We start from the raw sequence: 705 nt of genomic DNA, 5'->3' as shown, positions 1-705 counted from the left end.
AACTCCAAGATAATATTCGCTGTTTGAACGTAACGCTGAAATTTGACAAATCCGCGCTGATCGACGCTTTTGCTGTATTGGAAAGAAACCCGCAATTCCTCCATGTTGTCATCTATAGCGAAGCGACGTTCGACGACTTTGATGACTCGGATGAGAGTGTTGAAAACTGCATGAGCGACCCCGTTCTGGCGGTATGGCGATCTGGAGCGTGTATAACTTGGATAGACCGTGCCGATGACACTGAATTTCAGTGCGATTTGCCAAGCATCAGTGTACTGAACTCTACGAGGGATTACGCGTGACCAGTGAAGAAGCCATTAAGCATTTGAGACGCAGTATCTGGGACTTGTCAGGGCAAAAAGAAGCGCAGGCTGAGCGTGTGCTGGCTTACCTGAAAGTGCGTGTCAATCGCGCCAAGGGGCTGGTGGTGAATCCTATTAGCCCAAAGCCGATGACATTCATGCAAGCGATAAGACTGGGCTATATTCGGCAGCAAGGCAACTGGAAAGATGCGCCCTGGGTTTTCGATAACCGCATCATGCCCTCAGCTTCAGCTGCGTTAGATGAAGCTAACAGACAACTCAAAGCCCATTGGGCAGAATAGCCACCCAAACAAAAACCAGTACCTGTGTTGGGCGCTGGTTTTCACTTATCAACTTTTCAACAAGCTAGATCCTAATAATTAACCTAATTAGTTCCTAACAG

2 protein-coding genes are annotated in these 705 nt (G+C 47.8%); both read left to right on the top strand.

What is annotated here, in order from left to right:
* A partial coding sequence (locus ACVRRC_RS22125) for a hypothetical protein (protein WP_472997595.1) occupies window positions 1–302 on the top strand: 302 nt, incomplete at its 5' end.
* Window positions 299–604, top strand: a complete 306-nt coding sequence (locus tag ACVRRC_RS22120) for a hypothetical protein (RefSeq protein WP_052219360.1) — start codon at window positions 299–301, stop codon at window positions 602–604. The genes ACVRRC_RS22125 and ACVRRC_RS22120, both read left to right, overlap by 4 nt.
* The last annotated feature ends 101 nt before the right edge of the window (window positions 605–705 follow it).

This window comes from Stutzerimonas sp. LR2 (assembly GCF_055755175.1).
This window is presented reverse-complemented; position numbering and strand designations above follow the sequence as displayed.